This window comes from Microbacterium oxydans (assembly GCF_000956405.1).
In the GTDB taxonomy this organism is placed as follows: Bacteria; Actinomycetota; Actinomycetes; order Actinomycetales; family Microbacteriaceae; genus Microbacterium; species Microbacterium oxydans_C.
Window position 1 is genome coordinate 36,055 of sequence record NZ_JYIV01000025.1, and the last position, 26,059, is coordinate 62,113.

33 protein-coding genes are annotated in these 26,059 nt (G+C 69.2%); 7 read left to right on the plus strand and 26 right to left on the minus strand.

Going from position 1 to position 26,059, the window contains the following annotated elements; translation table 11 throughout:
- Positions 1-4: 4 nt before the first annotated feature.
- From RN51_RS08875 to RN51_RS08940, 14 genes are all read right to left on the minus strand, one after another.
- The gene (locus RN51_RS08875; protein WP_045263691.1) at positions 5-2,065 is read right to left on the minus strand and encodes a flagellar biosynthesis protein FlhA; all 2,061 of its coding nucleotides are present in this window, start codon (positions 2,063-2,065) and stop codon (positions 5-7) included.
- Positions 2,062-3,153 (minus strand): EscU/YscU/HrcU family type III secretion system export apparatus switch protein, encoded by a 1,092-nt coding sequence (locus tag RN51_RS08880; protein ID WP_045263692.1) that lies wholly within the window; start codon positions 3,151-3,153, stop codon positions 2,062-2,064. Before RN51_RS08880 ends, RN51_RS08875 begins: the two co-directional genes overlap by 4 nt.
- The gene (locus tag RN51_RS08885) at positions 3,150-3,911 is read right to left on the minus strand and encodes a flagellar biosynthetic protein FliR (RefSeq protein WP_045263693.1); all 762 of its coding nucleotides are present in this window, start codon (positions 3,909-3,911) and stop codon (positions 3,150-3,152) included. Before RN51_RS08885 ends, RN51_RS08880 begins: the two co-directional genes overlap by 4 nt.
- 4 nt (positions 3,912-3,915) lie before the next feature.
- Positions 3,916-4,188: a flagellar biosynthesis protein FliQ gene (gene fliQ, locus RN51_RS08890; protein ID WP_017828226.1), complete on the minus strand. Its 273-nt coding sequence runs from the start codon at positions 4,186-4,188 to the stop codon at positions 3,916-3,918.
- Entirely contained in the window at positions 4,185-5,000 is an 816-nt protein-coding gene (fliP, locus tag RN51_RS08895) for a flagellar type III secretion system pore protein FliP (RefSeq protein WP_045263694.1), read from the minus strand. The genes fliQ and fliP overlap by 4 nt, the downstream gene beginning before the upstream one ends.
- Positions 4,997-5,461 (minus strand): FliO/MopB family protein, encoded by a 465-nt coding sequence (locus tag RN51_RS08900; RefSeq protein WP_231579263.1) that lies wholly within the window; start codon positions 5,459-5,461, stop codon positions 4,997-4,999. Before RN51_RS08900 ends, fliP begins: the two co-directional genes overlap by 4 nt.
- 32 nt (positions 5,462-5,493) lie before the next feature.
- Positions 5,494-6,153 carry a flagellar motor switch protein FliN gene (gene fliN / locus RN51_RS08905; RefSeq protein WP_045263696.1) on the minus strand — a complete coding sequence of 220 codons (660 nt, stop codon included), beginning with the start codon at positions 6,151-6,153 and terminating at the stop codon, positions 5,494-5,496.
- Positions 6,150-7,082, minus strand: a complete 933-nt coding sequence (locus RN51_RS08910) for a flagellar motor switch protein FliM (protein ID WP_052674657.1) — start codon at positions 7,080-7,082, stop codon at positions 6,150-6,152. The genes fliN and RN51_RS08910 overlap by 4 nt, the downstream gene beginning before the upstream one ends.
- Before the next feature lie 49 nt (positions 7,083-7,131).
- Entirely contained in the window at positions 7,132-7,941 is an 810-nt protein-coding gene (locus tag RN51_RS08915; protein WP_045263697.1) for an OmpA/MotB family protein, read from the minus strand.
- Positions 7,938-8,747, minus strand: coding sequence for a motility protein A (locus RN51_RS08920; RefSeq protein ID WP_045263698.1), 810 nt, complete (start codon positions 8,745-8,747; stop codon positions 7,938-7,940). Before RN51_RS08920 ends, RN51_RS08915 begins: the two co-directional genes overlap by 4 nt.
- On the minus strand, positions 8,747-8,992 hold the full coding sequence (locus tag RN51_RS08925; protein WP_045263699.1) for a flagellar FlbD family protein: 246 nt from the start codon (positions 8,990-8,992) through the stop codon (positions 8,747-8,749). Before RN51_RS08925 ends, RN51_RS08920 begins: the two co-directional genes overlap by 1 nt.
- 146 nt (positions 8,993-9,138) lie before the next feature.
- Complete coding sequence (locus RN51_RS08930) at positions 9,139-10,839, minus strand: long-chain-fatty-acid--CoA ligase (protein WP_045263700.1); 1,701 nt, start codon at positions 10,837-10,839, stop codon at positions 9,139-9,141.
- Positions 10,840-10,882: 43 nt separating this feature from the next.
- Positions 10,883-11,281, minus strand: coding sequence for a hypothetical protein (locus tag RN51_RS18000; protein WP_052674658.1), 399 nt, complete (start codon positions 11,279-11,281; stop codon positions 10,883-10,885).
- 55 nt (positions 11,282-11,336) lie between these two features.
- Positions 11,337-11,540 (minus strand): hypothetical protein, encoded by a 204-nt coding sequence (locus RN51_RS08940; RefSeq protein ID WP_045263701.1) that lies wholly within the window; start codon positions 11,538-11,540, stop codon positions 11,337-11,339.
- Positions 11,541-11,666: 126 nt separating this feature from the next.
- On the opposite strand from RN51_RS08940, the gene RN51_RS08945 reads away from it, so the two are divergent.
- Entirely contained in the window at positions 11,667-12,035 is a 369-nt protein-coding gene (locus tag RN51_RS08945; protein ID WP_045263702.1) for a cupin domain-containing protein, read from the plus strand.
- A gap of 12 nt (positions 12,036-12,047) precedes the next feature.
- On the opposite strand, the gene RN51_RS08950 is transcribed toward RN51_RS08945, so the two are convergent.
- Positions 12,048-12,389 carry an ArsR/SmtB family transcription factor gene (locus tag RN51_RS08950; RefSeq protein ID WP_269430490.1) on the minus strand — a complete coding sequence of 114 codons (342 nt, stop codon included), beginning with the start codon at positions 12,387-12,389 and terminating at the stop codon, positions 12,048-12,050.
- An 83-nt stretch (positions 12,390-12,472) separates the two neighbouring features.
- On the opposite strand from RN51_RS08950, the gene RN51_RS08955 reads away from it, so the two are divergent.
- The 6 genes from RN51_RS08955 to RN51_RS08980 all read left to right on the plus strand — a co-directional run bounded on the left by RN51_RS08955 (position 12,473) and on the right by RN51_RS08980 (position 16,848).
- Positions 12,473-13,774: an NAD(P)-binding domain-containing protein gene (locus RN51_RS08955; protein WP_045263704.1), complete on the plus strand. Its 1,302-nt coding sequence runs from the start codon at positions 12,473-12,475 to the stop codon at positions 13,772-13,774.
- 85 nt (positions 13,775-13,859) lie between these two features.
- Positions 13,860-14,018 carry a hypothetical protein gene (locus RN51_RS08960; protein WP_197073220.1) on the plus strand — a complete coding sequence of 53 codons (159 nt, stop codon included), beginning with the start codon at positions 13,860-13,862 and terminating at the stop codon, positions 14,016-14,018.
- Positions 14,015-14,341: a thioredoxin gene (gene trxA / locus RN51_RS08965; protein ID WP_045263706.1), complete on the plus strand. Its 327-nt coding sequence runs from the start codon at positions 14,015-14,017 to the stop codon at positions 14,339-14,341. The genes RN51_RS08960 and trxA overlap by 4 nt, the downstream gene beginning before the upstream one ends.
- A complete protein-coding gene (gene arsB, locus RN51_RS08970; RefSeq protein WP_045263707.1) occupies positions 14,338-15,435 on the plus strand; it encodes an ACR3 family arsenite efflux transporter in 1,098 nt (365 codons plus the stop codon). Before trxA ends, arsB begins: the two co-directional genes overlap by 4 nt.
- Positions 15,432-16,418, plus strand: a complete 987-nt coding sequence (locus tag RN51_RS08975; protein WP_045263708.1) for a metalloregulator ArsR/SmtB family transcription factor — start codon at positions 15,432-15,434, stop codon at positions 16,416-16,418. The genes arsB and RN51_RS08975 overlap by 4 nt, the downstream gene beginning before the upstream one ends.
- Positions 16,419-16,440: 22 nt before the next feature.
- Entirely contained in the window at positions 16,441-16,848 is a 408-nt protein-coding gene (locus RN51_RS08980; protein WP_045263709.1) for an arsenate reductase ArsC, read from the plus strand.
- Between the two features lie 59 nt (positions 16,849-16,907).
- Here RN51_RS08980 and RN51_RS08985 read toward each other — a convergent pair whose 3' ends face one another.
- The 11 genes from RN51_RS08985 to RN51_RS09040 are packed head-to-tail and all read right to left on the minus strand — an operon-like array spanning position 16,908 to position 26,006.
- Positions 16,908-18,068, minus strand: a complete 1,161-nt coding sequence (locus tag RN51_RS08985) for a flagellar hook protein FlgE (protein ID WP_045263710.1) — start codon at positions 18,066-18,068, stop codon at positions 16,908-16,910.
- A 25-nt stretch (positions 18,069-18,093) separates the two neighbouring features.
- Positions 18,094-18,531, minus strand: coding sequence for a flagellar hook assembly protein FlgD (locus RN51_RS08990; RefSeq protein WP_045263711.1), 438 nt, complete (start codon positions 18,529-18,531; stop codon positions 18,094-18,096).
- Positions 18,532-18,551: 20 nt separating this feature from the next.
- Positions 18,552-20,033 carry a flagellar hook-length control protein FliK gene (locus tag RN51_RS18415; protein WP_052674659.1) on the minus strand — a complete coding sequence of 494 codons (1,482 nt, stop codon included), beginning with the start codon at positions 20,031-20,033 and terminating at the stop codon, positions 18,552-18,554.
- On the minus strand, positions 20,030-20,458 hold the full coding sequence (locus RN51_RS09005) for a hypothetical protein (RefSeq protein ID WP_045263713.1): 429 nt from the start codon (positions 20,456-20,458) through the stop codon (positions 20,030-20,032). The genes RN51_RS18415 and RN51_RS09005 overlap by 4 nt, the downstream gene beginning before the upstream one ends.
- Positions 20,455-21,750: a FliI/YscN family ATPase gene (locus RN51_RS09010; protein ID WP_045263714.1), complete on the minus strand. Its 1,296-nt coding sequence runs from the start codon at positions 21,748-21,750 to the stop codon at positions 20,455-20,457. Before RN51_RS09010 ends, RN51_RS09005 begins: the two co-directional genes overlap by 4 nt.
- Positions 21,747-22,352, minus strand: a complete 606-nt coding sequence (locus RN51_RS09015) for a FliH/SctL family protein (protein ID WP_082066531.1) — start codon at positions 22,350-22,352, stop codon at positions 21,747-21,749. Before RN51_RS09015 ends, RN51_RS09010 begins: the two co-directional genes overlap by 4 nt.
- On the minus strand, positions 22,342-23,346 hold the full coding sequence (gene fliG / locus RN51_RS09020; protein ID WP_045263716.1) for a flagellar motor switch protein FliG: 1,005 nt from the start codon (positions 23,344-23,346) through the stop codon (positions 22,342-22,344). Before fliG ends, RN51_RS09015 begins: the two co-directional genes overlap by 11 nt.
- Positions 23,343-24,971 (minus strand): flagellar basal-body MS-ring/collar protein FliF, encoded by a 1,629-nt coding sequence (fliF, locus tag RN51_RS09025; RefSeq protein WP_045263717.1) that lies wholly within the window; start codon positions 24,969-24,971, stop codon positions 23,343-23,345. The genes fliG and fliF overlap by 4 nt, the downstream gene beginning before the upstream one ends.
- On the minus strand, positions 24,971-25,276 hold the full coding sequence (gene fliE / locus RN51_RS09030; RefSeq protein WP_045263718.1) for a flagellar hook-basal body complex protein FliE: 306 nt from the start codon (positions 25,274-25,276) through the stop codon (positions 24,971-24,973). The genes fliF and fliE overlap by 1 nt, the downstream gene beginning before the upstream one ends.
- Positions 25,276-25,668 (minus strand): flagellar basal body rod protein FlgC, encoded by a 393-nt coding sequence (locus RN51_RS09035; protein ID WP_045263719.1) that lies wholly within the window; start codon positions 25,666-25,668, stop codon positions 25,276-25,278. Before RN51_RS09035 ends, fliE begins: the two co-directional genes overlap by 1 nt.
- A complete protein-coding gene (locus RN51_RS09040) occupies positions 25,665-26,006 on the minus strand; it encodes a flagellar basal body rod protein FlgB (protein ID WP_045263805.1) in 342 nt (113 codons plus the stop codon). The genes RN51_RS09035 and RN51_RS09040 overlap by 4 nt, the downstream gene beginning before the upstream one ends.
- Between the last annotated feature and the right edge of the window lie 53 nt (positions 26,007-26,059).

The window sequence follows — 26,059 nt, forward strand, 5'->3', positions numbered from 1 at the left end:
TCGTTCAGCCTAGTGCTGCGGGGACGACACCGACTGCCGGTGCGGGGATGTCGCTCACGACGCCGACCGTCTCGATCGTGAGGGCGGCTGCCGTCGCCTCGTTGTACGACAGCACGGGGAGCCCGTCGGTCTGCGCGGAGACGAGACGTCGCACGGCCGGCCGCAGCGAGGGCGCACACACCAGCACCGGTTCGCCGCCCTCGCGCACGGCGGAGACAGCCTGCTTCACGGACTCGATCACGGCCTCCATGCGCTGTGGGTCGAACACGATCTGACTGCCCTCGTCGCTCGAGCGCAGGCTCTCGAGCATCGCCTGCTCGAGCAGAGGGTGGATCATCACGACGCGCAGGGTTCCGGCATCGGCGAACCGGGCCGCGATCGCGGGGCCCAGGGCGGCGCGGGCGGCCTCGATCAGGCCCTCGGGCTCGGTGGAGGCCCTGGCCCGCAGCGCGAGCGCCTCGTAGATGCGGGTGAGGTCGTTGATGGGCACCCGCTCCGCGAGGAGTCCCTGCAGCACGCGCTGGACCTCTGCCAACGACAGCAGCACGGGCGTGAGCTCCTCGACCGCGGCGGGCGACGCCTGCTTGAGAGCGTCGGTGAGCTGGCGCACGTCCTCGCGGCTGAGCAGCCGGGCAGCGTGGGCGTGGATCACGCTGGACAGGTGGGTGATGATCACACTGGCGCGGTCGATCACGGTGGCTCCCGCGAACTCCGCGCTGTGACGCATCTCCATGGGGATCCACTTGCCCTCGAGCCCGAAGACGGGGTCGAGCGTCGCCATGCCGGGAAGGCTGTCCAGCCCTTGCCCGAGTGCGAGCACCGAACCGACGGGTGCCGTTCCGCGACCGGTCTCGACCCCGGCGATCCGGATGACGTACGTCGCCTGCGGCAGCTCGATGCTGTCGCGCGTGCGGACAGGTGGCGTGACGAGGCCCAAATCGAGGGCGACACGGCGCCGGAGGGCCTTCACACGCGCGAGCAGGTCGTCGGGGCCTCCCGTGACCAGGTCGACGATGTCGGGCGCGAGCAGGATCTCCAGAGGGTGCACGCGCATCTTCTCGATGAGCTCCTCCGGCTGGTCGGTGGGGACGGTCGACGGAGTCTGCGCCGCTGCGGCCTCGTCGCGTTTCTGCGTGGCCTTGATCCGCTGCGCGATCAGCAGCAGCGCCGCGCCGATCGCGACGAACGGCAGCATCGGCATGTGGGGGATGAGCGACATGATGATCGCCGCGCACCCGGCGATGATGAGGGCGTTGCGCGACTGCCCGAGCTGGGCGGATGCCGCGGTGCCCATCTCCGCCTCCGCGGTGGAACGGGTCACGATCATGCCGGTGGAGACGGCCATCAGCAGGGCAGGGATCTGCGTGACCAGACCATCGCCGATCGTCAGGAGGCTGTAGGTGCTCACGGCCTCGTCGATCGTCATCCCGTGCTGCACGATGCCGATCGCGATGCCGCCGACGATGTTGATGATGATGATGACGAGTCCGGCGATGGCGTCGCCCTTGACGAACTTGGACGCGCCGTCCATCGCTCCGTAGAAGTCGGCCTCCGCGGCCACCTCGGCGCGGCGCTCGCGGGCCTCCGCGTCGGTGATGAGTCCGGCGTTGAGGTCGGCGTCGATCGCCATCTGCTTGCCGGGCATCGCGTCGAGCGTGAAGCGCGCGCCGACCTCCGCGACACGCTCCGCACCCTTGGTGACCACGACGAACTGGATGACGACGAGGATGAGGAACACGACCGCGCCGATGATGAGGGAACCGCCGACCGCGATCGCGCCGAACGCCTCGATGACCTGTCCCGCATATGCCTCGCCGAGCACCAGACGGGTGGAGGCCACGTTGAGCCCCAGGCGGAACAGCGTCGCCACGAGCAGCAGCGAGGGGAAGACCGAGAAGTCGAGCGGCTTCTTCACGAACATCGACGTGAGCAGGATCACGAGGGCGAACATGATGTTCAGGATGATGAGGATGTCGAGCAGGAACGGCGGCACCGGCACGACGAGGAGCATGATGATGCCCACGACGCCGATCGGCACTCCGAGCTTGGGAAGCAGCTGTCTCATGCGGTCCTCCGGTAGGGAAGGGAGTGGATGCCGCGGGCGGCTCCGCGTCGTCGCAGCGAGTCGACGAACACGAGCACACGGGCCACGGCGTTGTACAGGTCTTCGGGGATCTCATGCCCGAGCTCGCAGGCGGCATGCAGAGCCCTGGCGAGGGTGATCTCGCGCACCAGGGGAACCCCGGCGCGCACGGCTTCGTCGCGGATGCGCTCCGCGATCACGCCGCTGCCCTTGGCCACGACCTTGGGGGCGGCTCTGCCGGGTTCGTACCGCAGTGCGACCGCGATATGCGTGGGGTTGACGACCACCACGTCGGAGCCGGCGACGGCCGCGATCATGCGGTTGCGGCTCACCGCCAGCTGCCGCGAGCGTCGCTGCTGGCGGATCAACGGATCGCCTTCGGAGTTCTTGCTCTCGTCGCGGATCTCACGCTTGGTCATGCGCGTGTGCTTGCGGTTGCGTCGCATCACCACGAACATGTCGATGGCGGCGAGGGCGAGTCCCACCGCGATCGCGGTCTGCAGCAGGGCGGTCGTGCCTTCGCTCGCGATGCCGAGCAGGCGGGAGACGGAGTGCGCTCCGCTCGCGGTCAGCACGGGCATCAGGCTCGCGATCACGAACCAGAGCGCGATGCCGATGGCCGCGGTCTTCATGAGGGCCTTGGCGCCCTCCCAGAGGGCCTGCATGCCGAACACGCGACGCACGCCGTTGACGAGGTTGAACTGCTCGAAGCGACCTGTCAGCGGGCGCAGGTGCACACCGCCCTGGATGACCGCGCCGATCAGGGTGACGATCGCGACGGCCGTCAGCATCACGGTGAGCGTCGGGAGCACGGAGGCGAGGCCGCGGCCCAGCGCCGCGAGTGCGGCTGCGGGGGTGGGGGCGGCGACCAGGGAGTCGAGAGTGAGGAGCTGCTCCGTGCCCGCGGAGGCCCCGAGGGCGATCGCGGCGGGCATCGTGACGGCCGCGGCACCGATGCCGAGCCAGGCCGTGAGGTCCTGGCTGCGCGACAGGCGACCCTTCTTCCTCGCTTCGCTGAGGTGCTTGTCTGTCGCCTTCTCGCTGCGTTCGCCGCTGTCGGTCCCGCTCATTCGTGCACCCCCTGCATCAGCCGCAGCGCGTTGGCGGCGAGGGCGTCGACGATGCCGGGGAGCACGGCGTACACGGCTCCGGCGAGCAGCAGGGTCAGCAGGATCTTCACCGGGAAGCCCATCGCGAACGCGTTGAGGGCGGGGGCGACACGGGTGATGAGTCCGAGTCCGACGTCGGCGAGGAACAGCACGAGCACAAGCGGTCCCGCGATCTGCACGGCCGCCAGCACGAGCTGCGTCACCCCGTCGACGAGCAGTTCGGCGGGGCCGGCCACCTGGAAGATGCCGTTGACGGGCACGGCCTCGAAGCTCCGCGCGAGCCCGGCCAGGATCAACTGGTAGCCGCCCGAGGCGAACAGCAGCGTGAGCGCGGTGATGTGGAACAGCCGCGTGAACTGCGCGCCGTTGACCATCGAGTGGGGATCGAACGCCTGCGCGAGCTGGAACCCGCCGAAGACGTCGATCAGGCTGCCCGCGGCCTGGAGCGCCGAGAAGCACAGCAGTACCAGGAACCCCAGCAGGGCGCCGGTGACGAGCTGAAGCACGAGCGCGCCGAGGAAGGGGCCGGTGTCGAGGTTCTCGTACCCGGGAGCGACGGCGGTGCCGACGGCGAGGGAGAGCCCGATCGCGAGCATCGCCTTCACGCGCACCGGGATCGCCCCGTACGAGAACGGCGGAGCGATCATGATGAAGGCCGTGATGCGCACCGCGGTGAGCATCGTGGCCTCCAGCCAGGCGAAGTCGATGGGGATGTACACGCCGTCATCCGCTCAACAGCGAGGGGATGCGGGCGAACATCTCGTTGGTGAAGGCGATCATCTCGGCGATCATCCAGTTGCCGGCGATGAGCAGTGCGATGCCGACGGCGACGATCTTCGGCACGAACGACAGCGTCACCTCCTGCACCTGGGTGATGGACTGGAGCAGCGAGATCGCGAAGCCGACGACGAGGGCGGTGACCAGGACGGGGGCGGCGAGCTTCGCCGCGATGATCAGTCCCTGCGTCCCGATGTCGATGACCGCTTCCGGGCTCATCCGACTCCTCCGTAACTCTCCAGGAGGGCTCTGATGATGAGCCCCCAGCCGTCCACGAGGATGAAGAGCAGGATCTTGAACGGCAGCGAGATCATGACGGGCGGGAGCATCATCATGCCCATCGACATGAGGGCCGCGGCCACGACCAGGTCGATCACCAGGAACGGGATGAAGATCACGAAGCCGATGATGAACGCGGCCCGCAGCTCGGAGATCATGAACGCGGGGATGAGCGTGTACATCGGGACGCTGGAGGGGTCCTCGGGGTTGGGTTGGCCGGCCATCCGCGTCATGAGGGCGAGGTCTTCCTCGCGGGTGAAGCGCAGCATCCACTCCTGCAGGGGGAGCTGCCCCACGTCGATCGCCTGGGTGAACGAGAGCGAGCCGTCGATGTAGGGCTGCACCGCGACCGTGTTGATTTCGGTGAGCACCGGCCACATGATGAACAGCGACAGGAAGAGCGAGAGGCCGGCCAGCACCTGGTTCGGGGGGATGGTCGGAAGCGAGAGTGCGTTCCTCGTCATCGCCAGCACCACGAAGATCTTCGTGAACGACGACATCATCAGCAGCAGCGCCGGGGCGACCGAGAGCAGCGTGATGCCCAGCAGGGTCAGGATCGATCCGGACGGGCCGCCGTCCACGCCGTTGATGTCGATCGTGATGCCCTCGCCCGGGTCGTCCGGGGTCACCTGCGCGTGGGCGGCCGTGCTCGAGAGGAGGGTGAGGACGACGACCAGCGCGAGCGCCGCGGCGAGGATCAGTGCGATTCGTCGCAGCGTCCGCCCGTCGACGACCCCACGGGCGACGCTCATCGCGTGCGCCGGATGGCCTCGGCGGTCTGCCGCCAGGTTTCGGGGGAGAGGATGGAACCGCGCAGCGGATCGTTGCGGTGCCGCACACGTCGCTGCGGGGCGGGTGCCACCGGAGAGCCGTCCGTCGATTCCGTCAGAGCCGCCGCGGCGAGGATCCGGTCGAACTCCGCGGCATCCGCAGCCGCCTCCGAGGTCGGCGACGACCATGCGGCACGCGGCTCCTCATCCGACGCGTCGGTCCGTCTGACCGGCAGCCGATCGACGACGTTCACACCGTGCTCCGTGACGCCGAGGACGTACCTGGCGTCCTCGGTCTGGATCACGACGATCTGCGCCTTCGGGCCGACCCCCTGGCGCCCGAGCACCGTGATCGCCTCGCTGTCGCGTCGGCGGGCCTGGGTGCGCGCGACACGGCGCTGCAGGAACCACAGCACTCCGAGCACTGCGGCGAGCGAGAGCACGACCCGCAGGCCGAGCAGGAGGTCGTCCAGGGTCAGGCCTCGACGTTCTCGAGGATGCGGGTGATGCGCACCGCGTAGTCCTGGTCGACCACGACGACCTCGCCGTGCGCGATGACGCGTCCGTTGAGCTTGATGTCGGCGGGGGCGCCTGCGGAGCGGTCGAGCTCGACGATGCGTCCGGGCTCCAGGTCCAGCACGTCGCGCACGGCCATCCTGGTGCGGCCGATCTCGACCGTGAGCTCCATCTCGACGCCGGCGATCCGGTGCAGACGGCGTGAGGAGCTCGCGGCTCCTGCCGGTGCGCGGGTGACGACCACGGCCAGGCGGCCGACGGTGTGGTCGGCGTCGTCCTGCAGGTCGAACAGCTGCACTGCAGGGTCTGCGAAGAGAGCGGATGCATCGCCGATGGTGGCCTCCCCCAGAGCGCCGGAACCCAGCGCGCTGGTCGCCGTCTCGAGGGCATCACGCAACCGGTCGGTGAGCGGCGTGCCGCCGAGCCCATCGACCAGGATCTCCGGCTCGAAGAGCTGCACCGCCAACTGAGCGCTGGCCTCGCCGACGAACTGCGCGATCACGGCGTCGCCGGTGTCGCCGGAGACCTGCGAGGCACGAGCGACGACGGGCGAGGGCGTGGGGAGCGACGCGGCGAAGGCGGCGGCGACGGCGGACTCGTAGGTGGTGGTGCTGGTCACACGGGCTCCTCGGCGGATGCGGGATCGGGGACGGTGGTGGTGACGACACAGGCCAGCCGTGCGCCCGCGCTGCCGACGGCAGCGGTCGCGACGGTCTGATCGCCGACGGTGAGGACCATCGGCCGGTCGGCGGAGTGCGGGAAGGCGATGATGTCGCCCACGGAGAGATCGAGCACCTCACGCGGCAGCACGGTCCGGGGTGCGAGCCGGAGTGCCACCTCGACCGGCGCGATCTCGACCTGACGGCGGATCCGGGCGGGGGCGGCCGAGCGCTCCTTGTCAGAGGGGCGCACGGTGAATCCGGCGAGCACAGAGGCGGGCAGCATCACGCTCGTCGGGACCGTGCGGCCGGCCAGGCGCATCGAGAACCGCGCGACGATGACGGGCTCGCCGGAGGCCGCGACCTGGGCGAACTGCGAGCTGTACTGGATGCCGCTGAACGAGACGCCGAGGGGGAGGAGCCCGTCGAGCGCTCCGGTGAGGTGGTCGATCGCGTCGACGATCAACGAGCGGATCAGTGCCTGCTCGATCGGAGTGAAGGTGCGATCCTCCGAGGCGACAGATGCCCGTCCACCGACCATCTGAACGATCCAGGCGGTCGCGGCCGATGTCGGAAGCTGCACGATGAGGCGCTCTTCGGAGTCGGGGAGCGCGCACACGATCATGGTGGTCGTGGTGGGAAGGGACTGGGCGTACTCGCCGTAGGTCATCATGCCGACGTGCTCGACAGCGATCGTGGCCCGCACGTGGATCTTCGCCGACAGCTGCGCCGACCACTGCCGCGAGAACGTCTCGAACGCGAGTTCCAGAGCGCGGGTGTGCTCGCGGGAGAGGGTCGCGGAACGGCCGAAGTCGTACACCTCGACTTCGGGGGCCCTTGCCGCCGTCCCCGCGCGCACTTCGGAGCGCACGCTGTTATCGATCACCACGAATCGGACTATCGGGCGGTGATCGGCGTGCGTTAGGTGCGCAGGAAGCTCAGGAGGCCGGCTTCCCCGCCTGGGCCTGGGGGATGAGGGCTCGCACCTCCTCGTTCGCATCGGAGAGGACGACGATGTCGACCCTGCGGTTCTGCGCCAGTGCCTCCGGTGCGTCTCCGGCGGCGACAGGTCGCGTGTCACCGAAGCCGACCGACTTGAGATGCGCGGGGGGAAGACCCGAGGACTCGACGAGGTGCCGCAGCACCTGGGTCGAGCGGCCGGACGACAACTCCCAGTTCGTCGGATACGGGGCGACCGATCCGCGCACGTCGGCGTGGCCCTCGACCGAGATCTCGTTGGTCGTCGTCACCAGCACGGAGCCGAGGGCATCCAGGACCAGGAGTGCCTTGTCGCTGAGCGTCGTGCTGTTCGTGTCGAAGAACGTCTCCGCGCTCACCAGGCCGATCGTGAGGCCGCGCTCGTCGATCGTGAAGGTGACATCGGCTTCGAGACCGTTGTCGGCGAGCACCTGACGCAGACGCTCGCGGAGCGCGGAGAGCTCGTTGAACTCGGTCTGGGCGGCGGCGAGGTCGATGTCGGCGAAGTCCTCGCCCTTCTCGTCGACGAGCTCCGGGGGCACGACCACGCCCGTCGTCGCGTCGATCTCGTCGGACGGCTCCTGACCGAAGCCCGTCGCGAGGGAGGCGCTGAGAGCCTCGAACTTCTGCTGGTCGACGGTCGACATCGCGAACAGCACGATGAACATGCACATCAGCACGGTCACCATGTCCATGTAGGACGCCATCCACCGCTCGTCCGGACCGCTGTGCTCCTCCTGCGGCACGCGGCGACGGGCACGGACGCTCATGACGCCTGCTCCGTCTCCTCGGGTGCTGAGGTGCGGGCCTTTCGGCCGGATCGGGCAGAGGGACGCTCGGCCACGAGCGCTCGCAGGCGCTCGTTCACGAACTGGGGAGGCGCGCCGGCTTGGACGGCGAGCATGCCCTCCATCAGCACCGTCATGCGCTCGACCTCGAGCTCGCCGAGTCGCTGCAGGCGACCGCCGATGGGCAGCCAGATGAAGTTGGCCGAGAGCAGACCCCACAGCGTCGCCACGAATGCTGTCGCGATCATCGGACCGAGCGTGTCCGGCTTGTCGAGCTTCTCGAGCACGTGCGTGAGGGAGACGACGGTACCGATGATGCCGACCGTGGGAGCGAAGCCGCCGAGGGTCATGTAGAACCGCGAGGCGGTGCGGTTGCGGGCTGCCGTCGAGGTGAGCTCGTCCTCCAGCAGCACGCGCAGGTCTTCCGCGTCCGTGCCGTCGGCGATGCTCTGCAGCGCCTGTCGCAGGAACGGATCCTTCTCGTCCTCCAGGCCCTGCTCCAGGGCGAGCAGACCCTCGGCGCGTGCCTTCTCGGCATAGCCGACGACCGTGTCGATCATGCTGGCGGCCGTGCGGCGCTCGCCGCGGAAGGCACGGGGGAGCGACTTGACCGCATGCAGTGCGTCGCGCACAGTGCCGCTCGCGGTGCCGACGGCGATCGTGGCTCCGAAGACCAGCACCATCGGGGCGGGGATCAGCAGCGATCCGATGGTCGCGCCCTCGAGGTTGATCATGGCGATCAGGGCGCCGAATGCCAGAAGCAGCCCGAGGATGAGAGACGGATCCATCAGAGACCGACCTCGGGGTCAGGGGTCGACGAGTCCGTTCCAGAGGCGATCATCCCGGCGGCGGTGGCGAGCACCCCGGCGCGGAAGCGGGTGATCTGCGCGATGACGTCATCCATCGTCTCGGTGACGACGAAGGTCGCACCGTCGACCATGATGAGCGTCGTGTCCGGCGTGGCCTGGACGCGTTCGATCAGGTCGGGATTCACCGCGAACCGCGAACGGTTCAGGCGCGTGAGGACGATCATGGGCTCCATCCTGGAAAGATCCGTCCGCGTTCCGGGGAGCACGGACCCGACGGCCCGTCCTGGGCTGTCGGGGGTGACTGTCGGCCGGACGGCGCCGGGCGTTAGTCGCACCCGTCGGCGGCGACCTCCACCGGGATGGAGCGGACTCAGCGGTCGGCGAGCAGCTGGTCGCGCACCTGCCGCCGCAGCACCTTGCCGATCAGCGAGCGGGGCAGGTCGTCGACGGCCGTGATCCGGCGGGGCACCTTGTAGGGGGTGAGCCGGGTGCGGCAGAAGTCGCGCAGCGCGTCGACGTCGAGCGTCGCTCCGTCGCGGAGCATCACCGCGGCGACGACCTCTTCCCCGCCATGGGGCTTGGGGAGACCGACGACCGCAGCGGCTTCGACGTCGGGGTGAGCGATGAGTGTGTCCTCCACCTCGCTCGGCGATACGTTGAAGCCCCCCGTGATGATGAGTTCCTTGAGGCGGTCGACGATGGTGACGAAGCCGTCGGGGGCCACCTGGGCGATGTCCCCGGTGCGGAGCCAGCCGTCCGGCAGGAGCGCATCCGCTGTCTCGCCTGGGCGCCGCCAGTATCCCTGGAACACCTGCGGGCCTCGGATGAGCAGTTCACCCGGCTCGCCGACGGGAAGGTCGACATCCGGGTCTGAAGGGTCGACGACGCGGATCTCCGTGCTCGGGAAGGGCACGCCGACGGTGCCGGGGCGACGTGTCGGACCCATCGGGTTGCCGAGCGCCACCGGCGAGCTCTCCGTCATGCCGTAGCCCTCGACGAGCAGGCCGCCTGTCGCCTCCTCCCAGCGTTTCACCGTCGCGACGGGAAGGCTCATCGCTCCCGAGATGGCGAAGCGCACGGTCGAGAGGTCGATGGTCCCTCGGGCGGCCGCGCGGGCGAGAGCATCGTAGATCGGCGGTACGGCCGGGAGGAACGTGGGCGGCGTCGAGCGCGCTGCCGCCGTGACCAGGCCCAGGTCGAAGGCGGGGAACAGCACGAGCCTCGCTCCGATGCTCATCGCGAAAGTCAGGCACAGGGTCATGCCGTACGCGTGGAACAGCGGCAGCACGCCGTAGAAGGTCTCCTCGCCGTCGACGAGTCCCGGCACCCACGCCCGCCCCTGCATCGCATTGGCTCGGAGGTTCGAGTGGGTGAGGATCGCTCCCTTCGGAACGCCCGTCGTGCCGCTGGTGTACTGCAGGAGCGCGGTGTCATCCACGCTCGGGCCCGGCACTCGGCGTGAGATGCGTCGGTGGGCGGCGAGCTGTTTCCAGGCGATCAGATGCCGTGCCTTCGGAGTGCCGCTGAGCTTCGCACGGGCCTCGCGAGCCCGGGGAAGAGGCAGACGGAGAGCGAGGCGCTTGGACAGCGGCATCGCCTCGGTGATGTCGACGCTCACGATGTGCTCGACCCTGACGTCGGCGGGGAAACCCGCGATCGTGTCGGCGGACTTGTCCCACACGACGGCCACCCGAGCGCCGTGGTCCTCGAACTGGTGGCGAAGTTCGCGCGCGGTGTACAGCGGGTTGTGCTCGACCACGATCGCCCCGAGACGGAGGATCGCGTAGAAGGCCACGACGTGCTGCGGGCAGTTGGGCAGCACGAGGGCCACCCTGTCGCCCGCACCGACCCCGAGTCGGCGCAGTCCCTCCGCGACGCGTTCGACCTGCTCGCCGAGGTCGCGGTAGGTCGTGACGGCACCGAAGAAGTCCAGTGCCGGTCGTCGACCGAAGGCCTTCACGCTCGCCGAGAGCATCTCCGGCAGCGTCTGCGACGGCTCATCGATCTCGGCAGGAACGCCTTCCGAGTAGGAATCGAGCCAGGGGCGTGCGGCGAGCGGCGATGCGGACATGTCTTCCATCCTGTCGGGGAACGCTGTGTAGAGACTCCGTGCCTCAGCCGACGAACAGGAGGACGACGGACAGGATGACGGCGCCCGCTCCGACGGCGGTGAGCGTGATCCCGAGCACCTGGAACGCGTGGAGCAGCGGACGGCGGGGTTCGAACCGCATCAGACCGGGGTGGTGTTCGCTGACGAACGCATCGACCTCCTCGCGTCCGTGCCAGTGGATGGACTCCTCGGCGCGGAGCGGGCGTTCCCGGAAGTCACCCGCGGTGAACCACCGGGCTAGTGCCCGGCCGTGCTCGTCCTCGAGGATGAAGACCTCGTGCGGTAGCCAGGAGCCGTCGTGCATCTTCACCAGGAACACGATGACGAGCAACGGGAGGCCGAGGCCGAGACCGATCCAGGACAGGACCTCGGCGATCGTGCCGACGGCGTCGAGGGCGTTCATCTCCGGCTCCGATCTCCCGGATACGACAGTAGCGGGAGATCGCGGGGTGCTCGGCTCAGCTGGGACCGGGCGGGAGCTTGTCCACTCCGTGACGATTCGGCTTGCCTGGTTCGGCCGCGGTCTCCGGAGAGGCGTGGGCGGAACTCGTCGGCGCCTCGGAGGTCGGATAGCTCGGCTCTTCGATCTCGATCGCCTTGTCGCGCTCTTCGAGCGGGGGGAGGTGATCGAGCGGTTGCTTGATGTCGTCTGGATGTGCCATGCCCCCGAGGATCGACCCGTCGGGCGGCGAGCTCCAGGGGGTTGTGCACCCGTGACCTATGTGGAAGGGGCCTCCGTGACTTCGGCTCGCGCCGCCCACGCCGTTCGAGCCCCCTAGGCTGACGACGTGAATGAGAACCCCGACGCCCGCAACGTGCATGCCGCGCTGGCGACCATCACCGAACATTGGCAGCCGCACCGGCTGACGAGTGTCAACGACTACGACGTCAAGGTCGTCAAGCTGCTCGGAGAGTTCGTCTGGCACACGCACCCCGATACGGACGAGCTCTTCATGGTTGTGCAGGGGAAGCTGACGATCCAGCTGCGCGACCGCGATGTCGTGCTCGGACCGAACGACGTGTTCGTCGTGCCGAAGGGCGTGGAGCACTGCCCGCGGGCCGACGAAGAGGTGCACGCCATCCTCTTCGAGCCGAAGGGGACCGTCAACACGGGGGACGCCGGCGGGGAGATGACCTCGGAGCTCCGCGAGCTCTGACGATCGAGGTGCTCAGACCGCGTGGAGGGCAGCGGCCGCCGCATCCATCACGTCGACGTTCAGAGCGAAGTACGCCCACTTGCCGCGCTGTTCTCGCGTGACCAGTCCCGCTTCCGCGAGCAGTTTCATGTGGTGGGACACCGTGCCCTGCGAGAGCCCCACAGGCTCGGTCAGGTCGCAGATGCATGCTTCTCCGCCAGCTCCGGCGGCGATGAGCGACAACAGTCGGACGCGCGTGGGGTCACCAAGCGCTTTGAAGACCCGGGCAACGCGTTCTGCATCCTCGACGGTCATCGAGGGCGCGATGGGCGGAACGCAACAGCTGGTCGCTTCGATGGTCGTTGGCAAGCTCACGGGTCCAGTGTGACACGTATTGACAATCTTCGATAGGTGAGCGACAGTCTTCATATTGAAGGTTGTCAATGTGAGGAGATGTCATGTCCGAGCTTCCTGTCGTCATCGTCGGAGCGGGCCCGCAGGGCCTTGCCGCCGCGGCGCATCTTGTCGAACGCGACGAGAACGTGATGGTGGTCGAGCGCGGTGAGGGGCCTGCTGCCGCGGTTTCCGAGTGGGGACACGTGCGCCTGTTCTCGGCCTGGCCGGAGCTCACTGACGCTGCAGGACGTCGTCTTCTTGAGGCGACCGGTTGGACTGCACCAGTGTCGGGATATCCGACCGGCGCCGAATGGGTCGACGGTTACCTGGCGCCTCTGGCAAACGCCTTGGGTGAGCGGGTCCACTACGCGACGACTGTCACCGGAGTTGCTCGTCACGGCCGTGACAAGGTCGTCGAGGGTGGGCGCAGGGGCCAGCCCTTCGTCGTGCATACGGTCAGCGCGGACGGACAGGAGTCGCGAGTTCTCGCTCGCGCTGTCATCGACGCGAGCGGCACGTGGGCTCTTCCGAATCCGGCGGGAGCGGATGGATATCCCGCCCTCGGGGAGGCCGCGGCATCCGATCTGATCTCGTACCGCATTCCGGCCGATGTGTCAGAGCTCGCGGGGTCGCACGTCGTCGTCGTGGGTGCGGGGCACTCCGCCGCGCACACTGTTCTGCGTCTGAGCGAATTGGCGCGTCGGGCCCCCGGCACCCGCATCACGTGGATGCTCCGCCGAGGGACTGCGACGAACGTCTTCGGAGGTGGCGCCGGAGATGAACTTCCCGAACGGGCCGCGCTCGGCTCTCGCGCGCGCAGGATGGTCGATGAGGGTGTCGTGGAGCTGGTGGCCGGATTCCGTGTCGCCGAGTTCCGGCGAGCCGCTGACGGTCTGACCGTGGTCGCCGAAGACGGGAGCGAGGTGGCGGGTATCGGGCGTGTATTCGCACTCACGGGCTTTCGGCCGGACACGGAGATGCTGCGAGAGCTCCGGATCGATCTCGATCCCGCCCTCGAGGCGGTCGCTGGCATCGCGTCCGAGATCGACCCGAACATCCACTCCTGTGGATCTGTGGGTGCCACGGGGGCGCGAGAGCTCGCGCAGCCGGAGCTGGGGTTCTTCATCGTCGGCGCGAAGTCCTACGGCCGGGCGCCGACTTTCCTCGCGTTGACCGGCTTCGAGCAGGTGCGGAGTGTCGCCGCGCATCTCGTTGGGGATCACGAGGCTGCAGGGCGCAGCGAGCTAGTCCTCCCCGATACCGGCGTGTGCGGGGGAGCCGGCGCCTTCGATGGCAACGCAGGCAGCTGCTGTGCTGCTCCTTCAACCGTGCAGATCGGTGCGCGGCCCATCGCCGTCGGCTGATTCACGGTGAACTTCACGCGCAGCGATTGCGTTAAACATCGATGAATGTCAATATAGACACATGTCGATACAAGAAGTTGAGCTCGTGATCATCGGGTCCGGCGCCGGCACCGGCGCCGGCACCGAGGAGGTCGAAGCGGTCACGGGATGTGCCGCGGCTCAGGACGCCCAGCACTACCTGGCCGCGCTTGACGAACCTGCGCCCATCGTGGTTGACGCCCCCGCAGGGGAGGCCCTCGTATGAGCACGCCCATCACCATCACTGACGCCACCTTCCAGGCAGAGGTCCTCGACTCGGAGATCCCCGTCGTCGTCGACATCTGGGCCACCTGGTGCGGGCCCTGCAAGCAGCTCGCCCCGATTCTGGACGACCTCGCCACCGAGTACGACGGGCGAGTGAAGATCGTCAAACTCGACGCGGACCAGAACGTCGAGACCGTGACCGCGGTCGGCGTCACCTCGATCCCCACCCTTGGCTTCTACACAGGCGGAACCCGCGTCGACACGCTCATCGGCGCCCACCCGAAGCCCGTCATCGTCGAGAAGATGGAGGCGCTCCTCGCATGAGCACCGCAACCGTACCCACTGACGCACCGGCCACTCGGCGTCTGTCCACCCTGGACCGGTGGCTGCCGCTGTGGATCGGCCTGGCCATGGTCGGCGGTATCGTCGTCGGCCGCTTCATCCCCGGAGCCTCCGACCTCGTGGCGGGACTCGAGGTCGGTGGAATCTCCGTTCCCATCGCCCTCGGTCTGCTGGTGATGATGTATCCGGTCCTCGCGAAGGTCCGCTACGACAGGATCGCCGCCGTCACCGCAGACAAGAGACTGCTCATCTCGTCGCTGGTGCTCAACTGGCTCGTCGGGCCCGCGCTGATGTTCGTCCTCGCCTGGGCGTTCCTCCCCGATCTGCCCGAGTACCGCACGGGACTCATCATCGTCGGGCTCGCGCGCTGTATCGCCATGGTCGTCATCTGGAACGACCTCGCCTGCGGCGACCGGGAAGCGGCCGCCGTCCTGGTCGCCATCAACTCGGTCTTCCAGGTCGTCGCGTTCTCGCTCCTCGGATGGTTCTACCTGACCGTCCTCCCCGGCTGGCTGGGACTCGACTCGCAAGGACTGGACATCTCGGTCTGGCAGATCGCACTGAACGTCCTGGTCTTCCTCGGCATCCCCCTGGTCGCCGGCTTCGCCTCTCGCCTCATCGGAGAGCGTGCGAAGGGACGGGACTGGTATGAAGACCGCTTCCTGCCGAAGATCGGTCCCTGGGCCCTCTACGGTCTCCTCTTCACCATCGTGCTGCTGTTCGCTCTCCAGGGGGAACAGGTCACCAGCCGCCCGTGGGACGTCGCCCGGATCGCCCTCCCGCTGCTGGCGTACTTCGTCGTCATGTGGTTCATCGGACTCTTCGCGGGTAGAGCGCTCGGACTCGGCTACGCGCGCTCGTCGACGCTGGCGTTCACGGCTGCCGGCAACAACTTCGAGCTCGCCATCGCCGTCGCCATCGGCACGTTCGGGGCGACGTCAGGGCAGGCCCTGGCCGGCGTCGTCGGTCCATTGATTGAGGTCCCGGTTCTTGTCGGGCTCGTGTACGTCTCGCTCTGGGCGGCCCGCCGCTGGTTCCACACGGACCCGTACACCGCTGAGAGGATGCAGTCATGAACGTCACGCTGACCGCCGCAGGTGAGTCCTGCAGCCCCGTCGCCACTCATGCCATCGGACCCGAGGCGGCGTCCTCGGTGGCGACCACGCTGAAGGCGCTGTCGGATCCGCTGCGCTTGCGGATGCTGTCGGCCATCGCCTCGGATCCGCGGGGAGAATCCTGCGTGTGCGATCTCGCCGCGCTCGCCGACGTGTCCCAGCCCACCGTGTCGCACCACCTGAAGGTGCTCAAGGACGTCGACGTGCTCACCTCCGAGCGGCGTGGCACGTGGGTCTGGTATCGCATCAACCCGAGTCGGCGCAGCGCTGTGACGGCCTTGCTGGACTCCTTCGCGCCGGCTTCCGTCGCACCCGGGAACGTCGATGACGATCCACCACGGCCGGACTTCGATGCGCGGGTGACCCGTCTCGCCGAGGAGCTCGCAGCGGAGGTTCCCGAACTCGACGCGCGCGTCGTTCTCACGACCGTCCGAGAGTCCTACACCGCGCTTGCGCGGACGGCACGCGTCACGTCAGCTCTTGTGCCTCTCACCGAACGCTTCGCCCGCCAACGGCTCGCAGACCTGATCCGAGACCGCGACTCGGCCGTTCCGCAGGTGCTCTTCGTCTGCGTCGCCAATGCCGGCCGGTCCCAACTCGCCGCCGCGCTCGTCAACCAGCTCGCCGCCGGGAAGGTCATCGCACGCTCTGCGGGTTCCGCCCCCGCCGACGTCGTCCATCCCCATGTGCGCTCGCTCCTCGCCGAGATCGAAGGCGACCGAGCTGCCGAGCGATTCCCGAAGCCACTCACCGACGACGCGGTCCGCGCGGCAGACGTCGTCATCACGATGGGCTGCGGCGACGTCTGTCCGATCATCCCCGGCGTCCGCTACGACGACTGGGCTGTCGGCGACCCTGCCCTCGCCTCGCGCGAAGGCGTCGAAGCCATCCGCGACGACATCGCCGAACGCGTTCGTGTACTCGTCGACGAACTCCTCCACTGACCACATCTCACCAGGAGCACCCATGACCGACACGACCCCCAGACCGTCCGTCCTCTTCGTCTGTGTCCACAACGCCGGACGCTCCCAGATGGCGGCCGGATTTCTCCGCGACATCGCCGGCGACCGTATCGAGGTCCGTTCCGCTGGTTCCATGCCCGCCGACCAGATCAACCCGATCGCGGTCGAAGCCATGAGCGAGCTCGGCATCGACATCACTGCCGAGCAGCCCAAAGTGCTCACGACCGAAGCGGTGCAGGCTTCCGACGTCGTCATCACCATGGGATGCGGCGACGCCTGCCCGTTCTTCCCCGGCAAGCGGTACGAGGACTGGAAGCTCGACGACCCCGCCGGGCAGGGGATCGATGCGGTGCGTCCGATCCGCGACGACATCAGAGCCCGCATCGCCCAGCTGGTGAGCGAACTCGTCTGACGTCGGTGGGAGCCGCGGCACGCTCGTGAATCCACAAGCCGCCGCGGCTTCCTGACGACTCAGCGCTTGAGGTTCGTGAGCTCCTGCAGCACCTCGTCGCTCGTGGTGATGATGCGGGCGTTCGCCTGGAAGCCGCGCTGCGCGACGATCAGGTTGGTGAACTCCTGCGACAGGTCGACGTTCGACATCTCGAGAGCACCGCTGATGATGCCGCCAAGACCGTCGGATCCGGCCTGACCGATCGTCGGCTCTCCGGAGTTGCCGCTCGGACGGAACTGGGACGAGCCGGCCTTCTCGAGCCCGCCGGGGTTGACGAATCCGGCCAGGGCGACACGGGCGAGCACCTCGGTGTCGCCGTTGCTGAAGGTGCCGACGAGGCTGCCGTCGTTCATCAGCGCGTACGAGCTCAGGGTGCCGGCCGGCTTGCCGTTCTGCTCCTTGATGGCGACGTCGCTGACGTCGGCGAAACCGGTGACCGCGGAGAGGTCCACCGTGACACCGCCGGAGACGATCGAGGAGGCAGCCGCCTGCTTGCCGTCCGTGAACGCCAGGGCGGTGGTCGTGCCTCCCGGCTCGGTGACGTCCCACCCCGTGGCCGTGCGGGTGAAGGTGAGGCGGAGCGAGGTGGCCGTGCCCTCGGCGTCGTAGGTCTTGATGTCGCGCACCAGCTGCTCGCCGACCGCGGCACCCGAGGGCAGGTTGCCCGTGACCCGCGCGGTGGTGGTCGCCGTCGCAGGGCTGAGGGCCCCGACCGGGAGCCGGATGTCGCCGATGCCCTGGCCGGGGACGATGACGCCGTTCTGTGCCGTCCAGCCCTGCACGAGGGCGCCGTCGGCCGAGACCAGCTTGCCGCTCGCGTCGAAGGAGAACCCACCGTTGCGGGTGTAGAGCGTCTCGCCACCCGAGCGGACGACGAAGAACCCGTCGCCCGCGATCATGAGGTTGGTCGGCACGCCCGTGGGCTGCGGCGCCCCGGAGGCGAAGTTGGTGCTGATCCCGGCGACCTGCACCCCGAGACCGACCTGTGCGGGGTTCTGACCGCCGGCGGCCTGCTGGGGCATCATCGAGTTGCGCACGAGCTGGGAGAGCGAGTCCTGGAACTGCACGGCCGAGGCCTTGAAGCCGGTCGTGTTGACGTTGGCGATGTTGTTGCCCGTGACGTCGAGCATGGTCTGGTGCGAACGCAGACCCGAGATTCCGGAGAACAGAGAGCGGAGCATGGTGATGCCTTTCTGGAGGGACTGGTCAGGACTGCGGACGGGGAGCGAGGGCGACGCCGGAGACGGCGTCGAGGGGGATGGAGGCCTCGCCGATGGTGACGAGGGGCACGGCGCCGGCGTAGGACACCGAGGTGACGATGCCCTTCTGGGTGACGCCCTTCTCATCGACGTACTGCGCCTCGTGGCCGATCAGGGCGGCGGCGGTCTGACGCATGCTGAGCGCGAAGCTCTCGGTCGAGGTCGCCGTCAGCGCGGTCAGCTGCTCCATGGAGGCCAGCTGCGTCGTCTGCGAGATCATCTCGTTGGTGTTCATGGGTGAACTGGGATCCTGATTGGTCAGCTGCGTCACCAGCAGCTTCAGGAAGACCTCGGAGTCGAGCGTCTTCTTCCGCTCGGTCGGGGGCGTGGTGCTGCCGGTCTGCACGCCGGAGGGCGGGATGGTGCCGGAGATCGGGTCGACCATGGGCGGGGGTTCCTCTCGGATCAGGCGAAGACGTCGATGCCGCCGTGCGGCGAGACCAGGGGTGAGTTCGGGTCGACGGGTGTAGACGGTGCCGGCCGAGGGGTGCTGCCCGGCGCTGTTCCGGCCGTCCCGTCCCGACCGTTCGGCGTTCCGGCTCCGGGCCTGCCCTGATCGGCCCCTCCGGCGTGCGAGGAGCCGGCGGCCGTGCCGTGGGAGCCGCCGAAGTTCTGGGCGGTCGAGGACGTGGGTCCGTCTTCCGAGGCGGACAGCAGGAGTGAGGCATGCGGTGCCGCAGCGGCGAGGTCGCGACGGAGATCGGCGAGGATGGCGCGCAGCGCCTCCCTGCCGAGGTCGTTCGGCGCGTGCAGTTCGATGTGGATCGCACCGCCGGCGATGTGGGCACGCACCGTCACGGGACCGAGGTTCTCGGGTGACACGGTCAGGGTGAGGTTGTGCTCGCCGTCAGGGGCCTGTGCGAGTGCGACGACCGGGGTCGCGATCTGAGGCAGCAGCGTCGGACGCACGGTGGCGGCAGCGGCCGGAGCCGCCGCTGCGGCCATGGGCGTCGACGGTGCCGTGCCGGCGATCGCCGGAGTCGCGGTGGATGCGTCGCCCGTCGCGGGCGAGACGGGAGGCGCCGGTGCGGTGCCGGCTGCTGTGATCGGGGCCGCCGACTCGGTGGTCGGATCGGCTGCCACGACCGCCGCGGCGCTCGTGGTCGCATCGGCGGGTGCACCCGTGGCCGGCTTTCCGCCCGCGGGGAGGGACGAGGTCGAGGGCGTCGCCCCCGCAGTGCCCGACGTCGAGGCGTGCACATCCGCCTTCGAAGACACGGTCACGGTCGGCTCCGCCGTCGTGCTCGTCGCCGGTGGTCCACCGAGCGATGACGACAGCAGCGCGCGGCCGGTCTCGAGGGCTGAGGCGGACGCGACCGTGCCGGTGGAGGATGACGATGACCCGACCGCGATCACGCGCCCCGGCCCTTCGCTCGCGGCATCGCCGTCGAAGGCGCCCGTCGACACGGCGCCGCCCGGGGTGCGAGCCGGCGACGATGCACCGGTCGAACCGCCGACGCCGGGCACCGTCTCCTGTGCGGGAGCCGACTCCGCGGTCTCCCCTGCGGGCGCAGCCGGGCTGGCCACGACGGAACCGGCCACGACGGAACCGGACACGACTGCGGGCGGAGCGGGGCTGACCAGGTCGTAGCCGGTCAGGGCGGAGTCGGGCGGCGTCGGACCGGGAGGCGTCTGACCGGGAGGAGTGGACGGAACGGCGGCTCCGGGTGATGCGGACGGACCAGCGGTCGCGGCGTCGGCAGAGGACTCGTCCGTCGGTGCTCCTGCCGCCGTGTCGTCCGCACGGTCATCGGAGGCGCGCGAGGCATCCAGGATGACGTCGGCGAAGGCCGCGGCCCCGGGCGTGGACTGCCGGGCTTCGGCGGGTGTGCCCGCCGCGCGGTGCACCCGTGGAGTGAGCATGTCGACGATGCCGAGAGACGTCATGCGTGGTCCTCCGTGCTCGTGCTCGTGCGTGAACCGATCTCGTCGAGCTCCGTCTGCTCGGCGTGCAGCTCGGCCGCCCGCATCCGCAGCGCGTGCGCTTCGGCGAGCCGGTCGAGTCCGCGCATCGCCTTCCGCGCCTCGGCATGTTCGGTCCTCGCCTCGTCGACCGTCTGGTTCTGCAGCTCCGACAGCGCGGTCAGGTCGACCAGCAGAGTCCGCCCGGCTACCCGAGCGGCCGCGAGCGCGGCGAGGGAGCGGACGTCGACGGCTTCGCTTCCGACTCCGGACAGGTGGGCGCGCAGCGACCGGTCGCGTGCCTCGGTGTGCTGCGCGTCGATCACGGCGCGTGAGAGGCGCTGGGCGGCCGCGCGCTCCTGGATCTCCCTGACCCGCAGCAGACCGGCGAGCGAGAACGACCGCGTCATGAGACTCCTCCGAACGCGGCCACGAGCTCATCCAGGCGGCGCCACGATTCGCCGATCTCGCTGGTCTCGTCGAGAGGCTGGGTGAGGAAGGCGCTGATCTGCTTCTCGTGGGCGATCGCGGCGTCGATGCGGGCATCCGCTCCGGCCTGGTAGGCGCCGATGTCGATGAGGTCGTTGGCGCGACGGCGGGCGGCCAGCACGGCGCGGAGCGTCGCGGCGTGCGCTCTGCGCTCGGGAACGGTGATCTTGCCGGCGACGCGCGACACCGAGCCGAGCACATCGATCGCGGGGTGGTGTCCCGACAGGGCGAGAGCGCGATCGAGCACGACGTGCCCGTCGAGGATCGACCGCACCGTGTCGGCGATGGGTTCGTTGTGGTCGTCGCCGTCGACGAGGACCGTGTAGATGCCGGTGATCGAGCCGCGGGTGTCCGTGCCTGCGCGTTCGAGCAGGCCGGCGAGGAGCGAGAACGTGGACGGCGGATAGCCGCGCGTGGCCGGAGGTTCCCCGGCGGAGAGCCCGATCTCGCGTTGGGCCATGGCCACGCGGGTGAGCGAGTCCATCATGAGGATGGCGTGCGCGCCGTCGTCGCGGAAGGCCTCGGCGATCCTGGTGGCGGTGTACGCGGCGCGGATGCGTGCCATCGCGGGCTGGTCAGAGGTCGAGACGACCACGACGGAGCGGGCGAGACCCTCCGGTCCCAGGTCGTCTTCAATGAACTCGCGCACTTCGCGGCCGCGCTCGCCGACCAGCGCGATCACGGTGACCTCCGCTTCGGTGCCGCGCGCGATCATGGACAGCAGCGACGACTTCCCCACACCGGAGCCGGCGAACAGACCGACGCGCTGACCGCGTCCGACGCTGACGAGCGTGTCGAGCGTCCGCACCCCGAGCGGAAGGGGGGAGTCGATCCGGTCGCGGCCCATGATGGAGGGCGGAGCATGGTCGAGACTCACCGGCACGGCACCGGTGAGCGGGCCCTTTCCATCGATCGGGCGGCCCAGACCGTCGAGGACACGTCCGAGGAGCGCTGTTCCGGTCGGCACGCGCAGGGCTCCGCCGCGGGCGCGCACCGGAGCGCCGACCGTGAGGCCGGTGACGGGGGCGAGCGGCATGCAGCGCAGCCCGCTCTCACCGATCGCGACGACCTCCGCATCGACACCGTCGAGCGTCACGACGTCGCCGACCGCGCCGTCGAGGCCGCGCACCTGCACGCTGAGTCCGCGCACCTGGGAGACCTCTCCGATGCGCTCGGGCCGTGCCGCATCGAGCACCGCGCCCCAGGCGCTCATGCGCTGTGCTCCCCGAGCGCTCGACGGGCACGGTCCAGCGCGCTCCCGATCCGGGCGTCGATGCGCCCGTGAGCCAGTGTCGCGACGGCATCCCCTCGGCGCAGCGTGTCGTCGGCGACGAGGTCGATCCCGGCCGGCTCCGCGGCGGAGGCCCGCAGCGTCGCGAGGTCGTCCGGGTGAAGGCGCACCTCGCGGATCGCCTCGGGATCCACGCCGCTCATCGCGCGCCGGATGGCGGCGATCGCCGACGTCCCGCCCTCGGAGAGCTCTCCGGCGACGATCAGTTCCGCGAGCTCGATCGCGCAGCGCATCACCCGGTCTTCTCCGGCACCCGTCAGCTCGCTTTCCCGGTCGCCCAGGGATCGTGCGGCGGCGTGGAGGGCGGCGACCGCGCTCTCGATGCGCTGCGCCTCGACGGCGTCTCGCTGTGCCCGCGCCTCGGCTGCAGCGCGCTGCTCCGCCTCAGCCTCCGCGCGGCCGGCGCGGAACCCCTCCGCATGCCCGTCGGCGTACCCCCGAGTGCGGGCGAGTGCGTACTGTTCGCCGTTCTCGCGTCCATCGAGACGCGGGAACATCACCGGTGCGAAGGCCTCAGTAGACATACTCGTCCTCGTCGGCACGCTGCACGGTGATGTCGCCGGCGGCCTCGAGCGCGCGGATGGTCCGGACGATCTCCGCCCTGGCCTCCTCGACCTGCGAGACACGCACGGGGCCGAGCGTGCGGGCCTCCTCGTCGAGGTTCTCCCTGTTGCGCTCGGAGACGTTGCGACGGATGAGGTCGGCGATCGGCTGGTGTGCGCCCTTGAGCGCGAGGGCGAGCGAGCGGATGTCCATGCCACGCAGCACGCGCTGGGTGTCGCGATCGTCGAGCTTGACGATGTCGGCGAACGTGAACATGCGCGAGCGGATGTCCTCCGCCAGCGCGCTGTCCCTGTCCTCGATGCTGGCCAGCAGCGCTTTCTCGACCGTGGCACCGGAACGGGCGATGATCTCGACGAGCGGCTCCACGCCTCCGAGCACTTCCGGGGTGTCGCGCGCCGCGAACGTGCCGGTCCGCGCCTTGAGGGCGTCGGCCACGATGGCGATCGCCTCCTGCGATGCGGTTCCCATGGTCGCGATCGCTTGGGCGACGTCCGTGCGCGTCGGGTCCGGGAGTGCGGCCAGCACGGCAGCGGCGCGGTCGGTCGGCAGATGCGCGAGCACGAGGGCGACGGTCTGGGGCAGTTCGCCGTCGAGCAGCGTGGCGAGCTGCGCGGGGTCTGCGGATCCGAGGAACTCGAAGGAGGAGTTCATCGAGGATGAGCCCACTCTGCCGAGCACCGCGGCCGCGCGTTCGGCCCCGAACGTCGCCTCCAGCAGTCCCGCGGCGATGTCGCGTCCTCCTCGGGCGGGCGGCAGGTGGCCCGACGCGATGCGGTGGAACTGGCCGAGCGCCTGGGCGGTGGTCGCCGCGTCCAGGTTCTGCAGGTCGATGATCTCTGCGGCGACCGCCTCCGCCTCCGCTTCGGACAGATGCTTCATCACCTCGATCGCCTGTGCACGATCGAGGTTCATCAGCACGACGGCCGCCGTCTGCCGGTCGGTCAGTCCGGTCATACCTGCTGCCTGTCGTCGATGAGGGTCCGCAGCAGATCGGCCGTGCGCTTCGGGTCTTGCCGCGTGAGGGAGTCGATCTCCGCGCGGCGGCGCTCGAGGCTCACCTGGGCGGGCTCGGGCTCGGGGTCGGGCTCCGGTTCGGGGTCGGGCGTCGTCTCGAGGAAGGCGAGCGGTGTGGTCGGTGCCTGATCGATGGCGGCGGTCGCGCCCGCGTCGAGCGCGGACAGTGCGGGCGGACGAGCGCCGAAGAGCTCGTCGAACTCGGTATCGGCTCCGCGGCGCCGGCGGGCACGCATGATGAGTGCGGCGAGGCCGGCGAGCAGCGGGATGGCGATGGCAGCGGCGATGATGATGGTGTTCAGCAGGGCGGCCTGGCGCTCGGCGCCCTCCGCGTCCTTCGCCGCCTGGAGTGCCGCCTGTGCCGCCTCGGAACTCGTCTGGTTGAACGCGACGAGCTCGACGGCGACCGAGTCGCCGCGGTCGGTGTCGATCCCCGCCGCGGTCTCGACCAGATCGCTCAACTGAGCGGTGCTCAGATTCCCACCGGCACCCGCATCCACGGCCACGGAGACCGATTGGCGCAGCAGCGAGCCGGCCGGTGTCGACGTGCTCTGTGTGCTCTTGTTGACCGCGTTCGTCCTCGACGTCTCGGTCGACTCGGAGGTCCCGTCGCCGCCGGCAGAGGGGACGGCGATGTTGTCGGGGCCGAGCACCCCGGCGTTCGAGCTCGAGCCGTTCTGCGTGTCGGTCCTGGTCTGCTCGGTCAGCGGGGGAGCGCCCTCGGCGGGTGTGTAGGTCTCTTCGACACGCTCGTTGACGGAGTGGTCGATCTCGGCGACCACGGTCACCTTGGCGTTGCCGGGGCCGACGACGGTGTCGAGCATCTGCTGCACGTTCGCGGTCACGCGTGCTTCGTAGTCGCTGGCCTGCTGGTCGATGCCGCCGGTCGTGCCGACACCCGCTGCCGAGAGGGTCAGACCGCTCTGGTCCACCACGGCCACGTTCTCCGGCTTCATGCCGCTGACCGCGGCGGAGGTCAGATGCACGATCGCCTCGACCTGCTTCGGCGAGAGGGTCGAGCTGCCGGAGGTCTCCACGAACACGGATGCCGTGGGGTCGACCTTCTCGGAGACGAACACGCTCTCCTCGGGGATCGCGAGCTGCACCGACGCGGCCGTCACGCCCTTGATGGAGGAGATGGTGGCGGCGAGTTCGCCCTCGATCGCGCGCTTGAACGTCACGGACTGCTGGAACTCGCTGGTCGTGACGCCCATCTTGTCCAGCAGCGAGTAACCGCCCGAGCTCGCGCCGGGGAGGCCGGCGGAAGCCGCCGCCAGGCGCTGGTCGTACACATCCTTCTCCGGGACGAGCACCGTCGCGCCGCCATCGGCCAGTTCGTACGGCACCGACGACGACCGCAGCTGCTCGACCACGGCGTTCGCGTCGGAGGCGCTCATGCCGGAGAACAGCGGGGTGTAGGTCGGACGGCTGAGCCAGCTGGAGAGAGCGACGATCCCGAGGGCAAGCACGGCGACGCCGATGATGGCGATGGTGCGCTGCGCGAGCGTGAACCCTGCGATCACGCGTCCGATCCGCTGGAACACGTTGGTGACGGCCTGGGGCATCAGGCCTGCATCCGCATGATCTCGTTGAACGCGTCGACGCCCTTGTTGCGCACGGCGGCGACGAGTTCGAGGGTGACGGCGGCCCTCGACGACGCGATCATCGCCGAGTGGATGTCATCGAGGTCTCCGGTGACCGCGGCGACCTTGAGCTTGTCCGACTCGGACTGCAGCGACCGCAGCTCGTCGATGGCGCCCGTCACACTGTTCGCGAACGCCGTGTCGTCGGTGGCCTTGGAGGGCGCGGGGGTGGGCGGGGCGAGTGTGAAACCTGAGGAGATGGCTTCGATGCCGGGGAGTGCGGCCATCAGCTGCGTCCGATCTGCAGGGCGGATTCGTAGGAGTTGCGCGCGCGGTCGACGATGGCAGCGCTCGCCTGGTAACCGCGCTGGGCGAGGATCAGCTGGCTCATCTGGTCGCCGAGGTCGATGTCGGGATAGCGCACGTAGCCCTCGGCGTCCGCGAGCGGGTGATCGGGCTGGTGCACCAGACGTCCCTGCGCGCTGCCCTGGGCGGTGCCTGCGACGTACACGCCGGGGGACTGGTCGCTCGTCTGGGCGAGGATGTACCGCGCCCGGAACGCGGCGCCGTTGCTGGGAGTCGCCGTGTTGATGTTGGCGATGTTGTCGCTGATGGCGTCGAGCCATTTGCGGTGCACGGTCAGGCCGGTGCCGGCGATGCCGATCGCGTCGAAGGTCATGAGGTCCTCATCGCGGTGCGCATCGACGTGAACGAGCCGTTCACGGCCTGCGTGGCGAACTGATATCGCAGCATCGTGTCGATGCTGGAAAGGGTCTCGGTGTCGAGGTTGACGTTGTTGCCGTTCAGGCGGGTGGGCTCCAGAGAGGTGCCGACCGTCGACCCGACCCTCCCATCACCCGCGTCGATCGAGCGGGCGAGCGCCTCTTCGAACTGCACGCGCTTGGCGTGGTAGTTCGGGGTGTTGATGTTGGCGATGTTGTCGGAGATCGCGCGCTGCCGTTGCGCGAGGCCGTCGAGCGCGCTCGTCAGCGCGTTCATGGTCACAGAATCGAACACGAAACCGGCTCCCCGTGTGTGGGTGATGTGGCCGATCCATGGCCGAGGATTGC

Excerpts from the sequence above, each read along its gene's own strand:
- fliQ (WP_017828226.1), bottom strand. The coding sequence starts at position 4,188 with ATGAGCCCGGAAGCGGTCATCGACATCGGGACGCAGGGACTGATCATC.
- RN51_RS08925 (WP_045263699.1), bottom strand. The coding sequence starts at position 8,992 with ATGATCGTCCTCACGCGCCTGAACCGTTCGCGGTTCGCGGTGAATCCC.
- RN51_RS18415 (WP_052674659.1), bottom strand. The coding sequence starts at position 20,033 with ATGACGTCTCTCGGCATCGTCGACATGCTCACTCCACGGGTGCACCGC.
- RN51_RS08930 (WP_045263700.1), bottom strand. The coding sequence starts at position 10,839 with ATGTCCGCATCGCCGCTCGCCGCACGCCCCTGGCTCGATTCCTACTCG.
- RN51_RS08915 (WP_045263697.1), bottom strand. The coding sequence starts at position 7,941 with ATGAGCGTCCGTGCCCGTCGCCGCGTGCCGCAGGAGGAGCACAGCGGT.
- fliP (WP_045263694.1), bottom strand. The coding sequence starts at position 5,000 with ATGAGCGTCGCCCGTGGGGTCGTCGACGGGCGGACGCTGCGACGAATC.
- RN51_RS08985 (WP_045263710.1), bottom strand. The coding sequence starts at position 18,068 with ATGCTCCGCTCTCTGTTCTCCGGAATCTCGGGTCTGCGTTCGCACCAG.
- fliG (WP_045263716.1), bottom strand. The coding sequence starts at position 23,346 with ATGACCGGACTGACCGACCGGCAGACGGCGGCCGTCGTGCTGATGAAC.
- RN51_RS08975 (WP_045263708.1), top strand. The coding sequence starts at position 15,432 with ATGAACGTCACGCTGACCGCCGCAGGTGAGTCCTGCAGCCCCGTCGCC.
- RN51_RS09035 (WP_045263719.1), bottom strand. The coding sequence starts at position 25,668 with ATGACCTTCGACGCGATCGGCATCGCCGGCACCGGCCTGACCGTGCAC.
- RN51_RS08875 (WP_045263691.1), bottom strand. The coding sequence starts at position 2,065 with ATGAGACAGCTGCTTCCCAAGCTCGGAGTGCCGATCGGCGTCGTGGGC.
- RN51_RS09015 (WP_082066531.1), bottom strand. The coding sequence starts at position 22,352 with ATGTCTACTGAGGCCTTCGCACCGGTGATGTTCCCGCGTCTCGATGGA.
- RN51_RS18000 (WP_052674658.1), bottom strand. The coding sequence starts at position 11,281 with ATGAACGCCCTCGACGCCGTCGGCACGATCGCCGAGGTCCTGTCCTGG.
- RN51_RS08980 (WP_045263709.1), top strand. The coding sequence starts at position 16,441 with ATGACCGACACGACCCCCAGACCGTCCGTCCTCTTCGTCTGTGTCCAC.
- RN51_RS08955 (WP_045263704.1), top strand. The coding sequence starts at position 12,473 with ATGTCCGAGCTTCCTGTCGTCATCGTCGGAGCGGGCCCGCAGGGCCTT.
- RN51_RS08940 (WP_045263701.1), bottom strand. The coding sequence starts at position 11,540 with ATGGCACATCCAGACGACATCAAGCAACCGCTCGATCACCTCCCCCCG.
- RN51_RS09010 (WP_045263714.1), bottom strand. The coding sequence starts at position 21,750 with ATGAGCGCCTGGGGCGCGGTGCTCGATGCGGCACGGCCCGAGCGCATC.
- RN51_RS08920 (WP_045263698.1), bottom strand. The coding sequence starts at position 8,747 with ATGGATCCGTCTCTCATCCTCGGGCTGCTTCTGGCATTCGGCGCCCTG.
- fliF (WP_045263717.1), bottom strand. The coding sequence starts at position 24,971 with ATGCCCCAGGCCGTCACCAACGTGTTCCAGCGGATCGGACGCGTGATC.
- trxA (WP_045263706.1), top strand. The coding sequence starts at position 14,015 with ATGAGCACGCCCATCACCATCACTGACGCCACCTTCCAGGCAGAGGTC.
- fliE (WP_045263718.1), bottom strand. The coding sequence starts at position 25,276 with ATGGCCGCACTCCCCGGCATCGAAGCCATCTCCTCAGGTTTCACACTC.
- RN51_RS08990 (WP_045263711.1), bottom strand. The coding sequence starts at position 18,531 with ATGGTCGACCCGATCTCCGGCACCATCCCGCCCTCCGGCGTGCAGACC.
- arsB (WP_045263707.1), top strand. The coding sequence starts at position 14,338 with ATGAGCACCGCAACCGTACCCACTGACGCACCGGCCACTCGGCGTCTG.
- RN51_RS08880 (WP_045263692.1), bottom strand. The coding sequence starts at position 3,153 with ATGAGCGGGACCGACAGCGGCGAACGCAGCGAGAAGGCGACAGACAAG.
- RN51_RS09005 (WP_045263713.1), bottom strand. The coding sequence starts at position 20,458 with ATGACGCGGTCGTTCTCGCTCGCCGGTCTGCTGCGGGTCAGGGAGATC.